The sequence below is a fragment of the Helicobacter equorum genome, from assembly GCF_900198655.1.
Lineage (GTDB): Bacteria > Campylobacterota > Campylobacteria > Campylobacterales > Helicobacteraceae > Helicobacter_F > Helicobacter_F equorum.
In genome coordinates, this window is record NZ_FZPO01000046.1 from 1 (window position 1) to 9268 (window position 9268).

The window sequence follows — 9268 nt, forward strand, 5'->3', positions numbered from 1 at the left end:
ATGTAAATCTATCTAATTGGTTCAAAGCCTAGTTTAGTATTTTTAAGGCTGTGCTATATCAAAATACTTCATCTCAAAGAATTCACAAAGCACAGCCAATCCCCACCTCCAAAGTCTCTAGGATTTCATAATCAAAATACGCCTTTTTGTGCTTGTTGATGAGTTTGTAAGCATTGTTTTCTCGTGAGTGCACCCTCTATCCTCTTAAGAAAATCTCGTGTGGATTGCATCATAAACTTATATGAATCCCCAATAAGCACCAAAACACAAACTATAATTAAGCACAAACTAAATGCACTTGCTAGATTCGGTTTCACAAAGCCTTTAATATAGTATTGTGATAGATAATCTGTGGATATTAGATCGCACTAAATTCTCAAAATTGTATAAAAATGATAAAATTTAAGCTAAATATTAGAAAATATAACTTAGTATTCAAATTCTAAATTCTCATTAAAGGATATAAAATGATTACACAAAACATTGTGAAACTACTCAATGAGCAAATTGCAAAAGAAATGTTTGCAGCTAATCTGTATTTGAGTATGAGTTCTTGGTGCTATGAAAATAGCTTTGATGGTGCGGGTTTATTTTTGTTTCAACATGCTGATGAAGAAAGCGGACATGCTAAGCGTCTTATTACATACCTTAATGAAACGGATTCTAAGGTGATCATTACGGAAGTCGCTGCCCCAGAATCTAACTTTAGTGGATTGCTTGATGTTTTTGAAAAAACATATGCACATGAGCAAAAAATCACACAATCTATCAATAATCTTGTAGATTACACCTTGCAAAGCAAAGACTATCCGACTTTTAATTTCTTGCAATGGTATGTAAGCGAACAACATGAGGAAGAAGCTTTATTCCGTGGCATTGTCGATAAAATTAAACTTATTGGTTCAAGTGGTGATGGTCTATACCTCGCTGATAGATTTATCAAAGACCTCACAAAATAAATTAAAAACAGATTCTCATATGCTAGATTCTCTGCAATCTCATACTTTGAGAATCTAAACCTATGTTTTGCCCTCAGCTTTCTTGCGTAAAAATGTCATAATACTACCCAACACATCATCCCAATCTTTGCTAGGAGATTCTATACGCTCTTTTGTATCATCGCTATATGTAATAGTGATAGTTTGCCCATAATGTGCAATTTGCTTAAGTTTCAAAGCATTTGCCAACACGCGAATCTTGATAAGCTCTAAAAAGTTGATGCTATATGGATCAAGTTTGCCAAAACGATTTTCAATCTCGCCTTCGATGTCATAGACTTCTACAAGATTCTCACACAAGCTTAATCGACGATAAAGCTCTAAGCGTAATGTGTCACTCCCCACAAGTTCGGGGTTGATGTAGGCACTAATATTAAGCTTGAGATCTACTTGCGTGCTTTTTTGCATGCCAAATCCGCTAAGCTGATTGATACATTCTTCAAGCATAGAGAGATATAAACCATAGCCGATTTTTTTGATATGTCCGCTTTGTGCTTCTCCTAATAAATTACCTCCACCGCGAATCTCCAAGTCGTGATAGGCAAGATTCTCTCCGCTACCTAAATAAGAATTTTTTTCTAACGCACTTAATCGTTTTTTGGCTTCATCGCTTAAAGCACCCTCATGCGCTACACACAGATAACAAAAGCCCTCTTTTGCTCCACGCCCTACACGACCACGTAATTGATGTAAATCCGCTATACCAAAACGATTTGCTTCCTCGATAATGATAGTATTGGCATTGGGTAGGTGCAAGCCAGATTCAACAATGCTTGTACAAAGCAAAAGATCAAGCTTTCTTTGCATAAAATCTGCCATAATTTCTTGAGAATATGCATTTTCTACTTGAGAGTGCAAAATCCCTATGCGCAACTTTGGCAAAAGCTCACTCATATCCTTTGCTTTTTGTGCGATTGTGGCAATATTGTTATATACATAAAAAACTTGTCCTCCGCGTCGCAACTCACGCAAAATCACCTCGCGTATAAGCTTCTCATCATATATTTTCAAAAATGTTCGCACACCTTTACGCTCCATAGGTGGTGTGCGTAATGCACTAAAGCCTTTGATGTGTGAGAGTGCCATATTGAGTGTGCGTGGAATTGGGGTAGCACTCATACTTAGAGTATGCACATTTTTGCATAATGCTTTCATTTTTTCTTTTTGTTTAACGCCAAATTTATGTTCTTCATCAATAATAACTAATCCAAGTTTGTTGAATGCTAATCCCAAAATAGCGTGCGTTCCGATGACTACATCAACACCACCACTTTGTAAATCCCTCTGTAGAGTGCTTTTTTCTTTTGTGAATCTATCAATCTTGGCTATTGTGATAGGTTGCCCATTCTCTTTTGTGAGTGATCCTAGTCTATCTTGCAAAGTTTGGTAATGCTGTGAAGCAAGCAAGGTCGTAGGCACGATAAAAGCACACTCATAGCCCTGTGAAACAAGTGCAACAATCGCACTCATAGCAACTTCTGTCTTACCAAAACCTACATCACCGCTAAGCAATCTATCCATAACACGTCCGGATTCTAAGTCATCTAAAATTTCTTTAATGCTACGATCTTGATCTTGTGTCAAGGTAAAGGGACGAGTTTTATCAAACGTATAAAGCAATGCACAATCTCTCGTAATCTTTACACCCTCTAATAATGATCGTTGCGCAGCAAGCTCAATGATAGCTCCAGCAATTTCAAAGAGTTTTTTACGCACAGAATCTTTAAGCTTACTAAAACTTCCTTTACCAAGCCTATCGACAATCGGCAAAATTCCAGAATCTGCCACATAGCGATCTATCATATCTAAGCGTTCTACAGGTAATAAAAGCTTATCTTCTCCCTGATATGCAATCTCGATAAAATCTCGAACCACACCCAAAACACTTGTGCTTTTTAATCCCTTGAAAATTCCAATCCCATAATCTGTATGCACCACATATTCGCCTATGTTAAGCTCATTAAGTTGCAATCGAGATTTTTTATGCTTTTTGGTGGATTTTTGGGTTTTGTTTAGGGAGAGGATAAGCCAGTTTTTGTGCAAGATATTGAGATTTTGTGAATCTAGCACGACATGTATGCGTGAGAGATCAATCTCAAGTGGCTCTAAAAGCTTTGGTGGCGTAACGCTATAATCAAGTCCGTAGGATTTAAGTAACGCATAATTTGGCGTAATAAGCGTAATGTCTTTTTGTTTGTGAAGTGTAAGCAATGAAGATAACATCTTTGGAGCAAAAAGAATCTCTTCGTATTCTTCACTAAGAGGGATAAGTGACATTTGATATATATGATCTAGCGCTAATGCTAATTGCAATTCCTCTTCTATAGCATATAATTCTTTGGCTTCCTCAAGCGCATTTTGTGTGATAAAACACGGATAAGACTTGCTTAAATACACACCCTTATCACCCAAATGCCACAACCACGATGCACCACTCTCCACGCTAAGTTCATTGCTTGATTGTATATCGCCTGATCTCATAATGTCATCTTGATCCACGCCAAAAAGCGCAACAGGAATTTCAAGAGAATCAATCTCATTTTTTTGGCTAAGCTGCGTGCTTACATCAAAAACGCGTATACTCTCAATATTCTCATCAAAAAAACAGATTCGATATGGAGTAGATGCGTTTGGCAAAAATATATCCACAATCTCGCCACGCACACTGATCTCGCCAGGCATTTCTACGACTTCTACATTCTCATAGCCATAGCTTATGAGTTTTTTGGCAAATACTTGAGAATCTAGTGGATTTATCTTGTCAATCACAAAACTTTGTAAAAATTCTGACTTAGGCAGTGGATATAAAATGCTTGAAATGGGAGCACATAGAACTTTTGGGCTTTGGCATTGATAAAATGTGCGCAAAACTTGTAAAAGCTCGAGCAAATCCTCACGAAATGGCGTCAAGTCATCGCCAAAATGCACGCGCACCTCGGGTAAAATAAAAGGCATATAAGGACTAAAATCCTTGTGCTTATGACAAAATTCTAGCACCTCATAAGAAGATCTTGCTTCTTCGTAATCCTTGCAAACGATAATAAAATCGTGTTTAAATTCCTTAGTTTGTGCGCACTCTTGAGATAAAAGTGCGTAAATATCACCCTGTATCAAATCCTAAACTTTCTTTTTAGAATCTATATCCTTGACAACATCTTTGCTTGGTGTCTCCTTGGAATCGCGCACTTTACTCTCACCAACAAACACACCTTTGCGCTCTACTACAAGCTCATTTGTCGTAATTGTCCCTTCAATACGCCCTTGTGCCTTAAGCTCAAGCATATTAGATACACAATCACCGATAAACTTACCAGCCACCACCAATGCATGTGCATTAATAATGCCCTTAACAAAACCATTTTTTCCAATCATTACTGTGTCTTTGGAATTGATAGTTCCCTCAACATATCCATCAATATGTAAGCGACACTCTATATCGATTTCACCTTTTATGGTTGTTCCTGTAGCAATGATAGTTGCTCCTCCTGATGAGGTGCTTGATCCATCAAGCTGTTTATTGTCGTTAGTAAAGATTGCCATGATACGCTCCTTTCTTTTTCAAAGATTGATGAAAAATCACTCATCGTCCATTCGATGAAACTTCTCGGATCTAAAACACTATCCAAAAACCTCACCTCATAGTGCAAATGAGGACCTGTGCTAGCACCGCTATTGCCAGAATAGGCAATAAGTTGCCCTTTTTTGACAAAACTGCCGTGTGAAACAACAATTTTATTCAAATGAGCATAATAAGTCCTAAAACCAAATGAGTGATCGATTTTCACTAAATTACCAAAGCCACCATTATGACCCATTTTGGCAAATTCTACGACGCCATCAGCAGTCGCATGCACGGGAGTGCCAATATCGGTGGCAAAATCCATTCCAGCGTGCAAATGTCTTGTAAAATATAAAGGATGGATTCTATAGCCAAACTCGGCAGAAATACGCTTATAATAATCCAATGGATAACCATTTGGCACAAATTTCATCACAAAAACTTTTTGCGCACCTGTCAGTGAAGCCACATCGATACGCTCACCTAAATCCTCGCCTGCAATATCTCGCGTATCTCCCACACCCACAATGCTCTCCAAATCCCCTACTCTATCTCCTATAAGCCCAATTTCTTCGGATCTTTGTTCGATTTGAAAATTAAGATATGCATTTTTTTCTTGCGTTTTTTCATATTGTGCGAGGATTTTTTGATTAAGGGCAGACACATTGACTATCTCATGCTTAAAAGCACGCACAGAAACAATACCATAAATAATGCACACCAGCAAAAAAATCAGTGCATACAAACCCACTTGCCTAAATACAGAATGTATATTGATATAACGCGTCTTTTCTTGATCGGTTATCATCAATATAAGGCGTTTATTACTCATAACCTATTCTATGCTCACTCTATGGGATTGAGAATCTGCTTGTGCAGTCCTATAAGTATGAATTTGTGCTAAATCATCAAGCGCCCACACAAGGCTTTTCCAATCAATGTGATCTTTGTTTTTGGTTACTGCATTAAAATTATCAAGATCCCATAATGCATAATCAATAGTATGAAGTGGCGTGCCTAAAAAACGTAGCTCATATAAAACTCCTTCTTTTTTAGCACTGCCCCCTCGCCCACTATAGCCGATAAGCTGTCCTTTTGCGACAAACTCGCCCTTTTTGACAACCATAGAATCTAAATAGGCATATGTCGATGTAAAGCCAAAAGAATGGGCTACTTTTACATACGCACCATAGCTCCCACCTTGAAAAGCACTAAGACTATCAATGATGCCGTTTGCAGTTGCATACACCGGCGTACCTTTTGGGACTTCATACACAAAAGATTGTGTTTGGATATTGCTCAAATCCTTAGTATGTTCCCACTTGTATCCACGCACAGGATCGCCATTAGGCATAATCTTTAAAACCATTTGCCTTTGTTCATCACTAAGCGCATCAAGATCGACATCTTGATTCCCAACCTTTATATCAAAATTTCTATGAATGCTCACAATCTTTTCTAATTCACTAATTTGTGTATTTGCCTTTAATAACTCATTGGTTTTATACTCTATGCTACGCACAAGTTCGCTATTTTTTTCATATAGTTCTTGAAATTGCTCTCTTGCCTTGTTTTTTTCAGCAATAATCCCATCAAGCTCTTTAATTAAAAACTTTACCATCACAAAATAAACTACTAACGCCACTCCAAGTGCCAATGCCACATACAAAAGCACACGCTTTACAATCTTATGAATACTAAATTGTTTAAAAGTATCACCATCAATGATAGAAATCATTAGTTTATCTTGCATAATTTCTCTCTCCATATATCTAAAAATCCAGCGACCACACTAAAAGATCCAAATATGACATATTCTTTGGAATCTGTCATATTTTCAAATGCAAAATCCCTATAAGCAATCCCCAAATCCTCTAGAATCGCTATAAGCGTGTCGTGCGCAATAACACGAGGATTATGCGTTAAGGGAAAAATCCATAACTCTTGAATGTGTGGTTTTAATAGCTCCAAAATACAATGCACTTCTTTATCAGAATAGGTATTATACACTAAAATCACGCGCCTTTGTTTAAAATTTTGCTCTATCACGGATTTTAGCACCCTAGCACATTCTTGATTATGCCCTACATCAAGCACGATATGAGGAGCAAGCCACTCACATCGCCCATGTAGATTCAATGCAGGAAGTGTCAAAAAATCTATCTTTATCCCAAAAAATTGCAAGGCAAAACTTGCAACTAAAAGATTTTGTGCCAAAAACTCCGCGAGATTATAGCGTGATACATAGTCTATATATTCTTGCCAAAAGCTAGAATCTAGCGTGTTTTGCAATCCAAAAGTAAGGCAAAATTTCTCATATTGCACATTATATTGCATTTGGGATTTGACACATTCTAGTGCAAAAATCCTTGCATGATAATCTTTGGCAATCTCATAGGCTATAGATACACATTGCGTATAGTGTTGCGGTGCCATAATGACATTTTTTCCCATGACACGCAATTTTGTGCCTGCAATAGACTCTATACTTGTCCCTAAAAAATCCTTATGATCAAAGCCTATGGGCGTAAAAACACTAAGATCTGAATCTATAACACTTGTAGAATCAAATTCGCCCCCAAGCCCTGCCTCTAGCACCAAAAAATCATAACCCTGTGCGATATAAAGTGCTAAAAATGTCGCATACTCAAAATAACTTGCTTCATTAACAAAGCCTTGTTGTTGCAAAAACTCATGTGCTTGTTGCAATATTTGATTACTCACTTCGCCTGTATGAGTAAAAAAACGCTCTCCAAAATGCCATAAATGCGGTGAGCTAAAGTGCAAGACTTTATACCCTTTCTGCACAAGCCCCAATGTGATAAACCTCCCTGTGCTCCCCTTGCCATTTGTGCCCACAAGGTGGATAACTTTGAGATCCTCTATATATAGCTTTGGTGCTAATTTTGCGTAGATTCTATGAGCGCGTCTAGGATCAAAAGGTGCATATTCTTGCCCTTTGGATTCTAAAAATTCCCATAGATTCATTGGACTTCACCTATGTATGATCGGGCATCAAAAGTGTCCCAAAACAATACGATCAAATACAATAACCTGCCTTGCATAGCCCTCTTGTCCAAATTCTTTGATAATCTCATGATGATTAAACACACGTATCACGCACAAAATGTATTTTTGGTGCTAATAAATTCTTGAATATTATGGCGCAAATCACTCTCTTGTTTGTCTCCTAAAATCCTACTATGGCGTGGTGCTATCTCTAATGCCTGAATCTGCATACTCCATTTTTCACATACCACACCAAGCTCTTTGTTACTAAAGTGCGGAATATGATTATGTGCTGTATGCGTAAGCTTTGCTACACAGCCTTCATACATATATTGCCCCATTTTCTTTGTATCTTGTAAAATCCGCAAAATAATTGTGTTAAGAGTATTCATTTCTTTGTGCTTAGTAAGTCTTGTGTTTCTTCTTGTTTTTGTGCTTGCTTTTGTTCTCGTTGTGCTCCATAATATGTCATTTGAGAAATAAACTTATCAAGTGCTTGTATAGTCGCATTTGAAACTGCACCAAGTTTTGCTTCTTCAATAAGCAAAGCGGATGTAGAACTCGCTGGGTAATCATAATATCCTGAAGTGCTTGCGCTAAGTGTTGAACCATTGATATTTTGCACCTTAAATGAGAGATTAACCGTAGCACGATAATGACTTACAAACCCATTTTCATCATACGCTACAGGTGTGCTACTCACAGAAAGCACACGCACATCAATAATACTATGCGCACTTTGCTTAGAAGACAAAGTATTATTAAAGCGTGTCAAAACTGCAAGATTAATCGCATCTTTTGCGCTCACAGAGGCCTCTGGAAGTTGTGGATCCATAGTAATCTCCACATACACACCCTCACCAAGAACTTTATCACTATAGCTTGCCACAGGGACATAGCCACAAGCCATGAACAGCAAAACCATCAGTGTTATAATATATTTCATCTAGACTTTTACCACAAAATTTATGAGTTTCTTTGGCACCACAATTTCCTTTAAAACTTCACCCTCTAGCCACTTTGCCACACTTTCTCTTCCAAGAACAAGCAATTCATCATTGTTTATATCTGCACTTACTTCAATCTCAGCACGCTTTTTGCCATTAACAGTAACTGCTATAAGTATTTCATCGCTCTTAAGTGCATTCACATCAAGTGCAATAGGTGCGAAATTCGCGCGCTCAAAATATGTATCACTAAGCTCCCAACAAATATGAGGTACGATAGGCTCTAAAATATGCAATAACACGAAATATCCTTCGGTATAAATAATCTCATTATCTTGTTCACCTAATGCGTTAAAAGCTTCCATACACGCCGCTATAAGTGTATTAAACGCATATCCAGATTGTTTTTTGCTAAAAATATCGTGAGATTTTTGCAATGCCTCATAAACCTTTTTGCGCGCAAACTTTTCTTGTTTGGAGAGTGTATGAGATTCTATAGTCGGTAAGCTTTTGCATACTTTTACATATTCACTACGCTCCCACACACGCTTTAAGAATCTAAATGCTCCCTCTACGGCTGCATCATTCCATTCTAGCTCACGCACAGGTGGCGCAGCAAAAAGCACAAAAAGTCGCGCTGTATCCGCTCCATAGGTGGCAATAAGCTCATTTGGATTCACAACATTGCCTTTAGATTTACTCATCTTAGCACCATCTTTTAACACCATGCCCTGAGTAAGAAGATTGGCAAATGG

General features: G+C 37.7%; 9 protein-coding genes. 1 reads left to right on the forward strand and 8 read right to left on the reverse strand.

Going from position 1 to position 9268, the window contains the following annotated elements; all coding sequences use genetic code 11:
- The first annotated feature begins 467 nt into the window (after positions 1-467).
- Positions 468-959, forward strand: coding sequence for a non-heme ferritin (gene ftnA, locus C6H22_RS06765; RefSeq protein ID WP_104694557.1), 492 nt, complete (start codon positions 468-470; stop codon positions 957-959).
- A 60-nt stretch (positions 960-1019) separates the two neighbouring features.
- Here ftnA and C6H22_RS06770 read toward each other — a convergent pair whose 3' ends face one another.
- The 8 genes from C6H22_RS06770 to C6H22_RS06805 form a co-directional block, all read right to left on the reverse strand.
- Entirely contained in the window at positions 1020-4112 is a 3093-nt protein-coding gene (locus tag C6H22_RS06770; protein WP_104694558.1) for a DEAD/DEAH box helicase, read from the reverse strand.
- A gap of 3 nt (positions 4113-4115) precedes the next feature.
- Entirely contained in the window at positions 4116-4538 is a 423-nt protein-coding gene (locus C6H22_RS06775) for a bactofilin family protein (RefSeq protein ID WP_104694559.1), read from the reverse strand.
- A complete protein-coding gene (locus tag C6H22_RS06780; RefSeq protein WP_104694560.1) occupies positions 4448-5389 on the reverse strand; it encodes a M23 family metallopeptidase in 942 nt (313 codons plus the stop codon). The genes C6H22_RS06775 and C6H22_RS06780 overlap by 91 nt, the downstream gene beginning before the upstream one ends.
- A gap of 3 nt (positions 5390-5392) precedes the next feature.
- Positions 5393-6310: a M23 family metallopeptidase gene (locus tag C6H22_RS06785; RefSeq protein ID WP_104694561.1), complete on the reverse strand. Its 918-nt coding sequence runs from the start codon at positions 6308-6310 to the stop codon at positions 5393-5395.
- Positions 6295-7545 (reverse strand): folylpolyglutamate synthase/dihydrofolate synthase family protein, encoded by a 1251-nt coding sequence (locus C6H22_RS06790; RefSeq protein WP_104694562.1) that lies wholly within the window; start codon positions 7543-7545, stop codon positions 6295-6297. The genes C6H22_RS06785 and C6H22_RS06790 overlap by 16 nt, the downstream gene beginning before the upstream one ends.
- A 128-nt stretch (positions 7546-7673) precedes the next feature.
- Positions 7674-7958, reverse strand: a complete 285-nt coding sequence (locus C6H22_RS06795; RefSeq protein ID WP_104694563.1) for a hypothetical protein — start codon at positions 7956-7958, stop codon at positions 7674-7676.
- Positions 7955-8512: an LPS assembly lipoprotein LptE gene (gene lptE / locus C6H22_RS06800; RefSeq protein WP_104694564.1), complete on the reverse strand. Its 558-nt coding sequence runs from the start codon at positions 8510-8512 to the stop codon at positions 7955-7957. The genes C6H22_RS06795 and lptE overlap by 4 nt, the downstream gene beginning before the upstream one ends.
- A partial coding sequence (locus C6H22_RS06805) for a class I tRNA ligase family protein (protein WP_158654660.1) occupies positions 8513-9268 on the reverse strand: 756 nt, incomplete at its 5' end.

What these genes read in the sequence shown, in the direction of transcription:
- C6H22_RS06785 (WP_104694561.1), bottom strand. Translation starts at nt 6,310, where the DNA reads ATGCAAGATAAACTAATGATTTCTATCATTGATGGTGATACTTTTAAA.
- lptE (WP_104694564.1), bottom strand. Translation starts at nt 8,512, where the DNA reads ATGAAATATATTATAACACTGATGGTTTTGCTGTTCATGGCTTGTGGC.
- ftnA (WP_104694557.1), top strand. Translation starts at nt 468, where the DNA reads ATGATTACACAAAACATTGTGAAACTACTCAATGAGCAAATTGCAAAA.
- C6H22_RS06780 (WP_104694560.1), bottom strand. Translation starts at nt 5,389, where the DNA reads ATGAGTAATAAACGCCTTATATTGATGATAACCGATCAAGAAAAGACG.
- C6H22_RS06790 (WP_104694562.1), bottom strand. Translation starts at nt 7,545, where the DNA reads ATGAATCTATGGGAATTTTTAGAATCCAAAGGGCAAGAATATGCACCT.
- C6H22_RS06795 (WP_104694563.1), bottom strand. Translation starts at nt 7,958, where the DNA reads ATGAATACTCTTAACACAATTATTTTGCGGATTTTACAAGATACAAAG.
- C6H22_RS06775 (WP_104694559.1), bottom strand. Translation starts at nt 4,538, where the DNA reads ATGGCAATCTTTACTAACGACAATAAACAGCTTGATGGATCAAGCACC.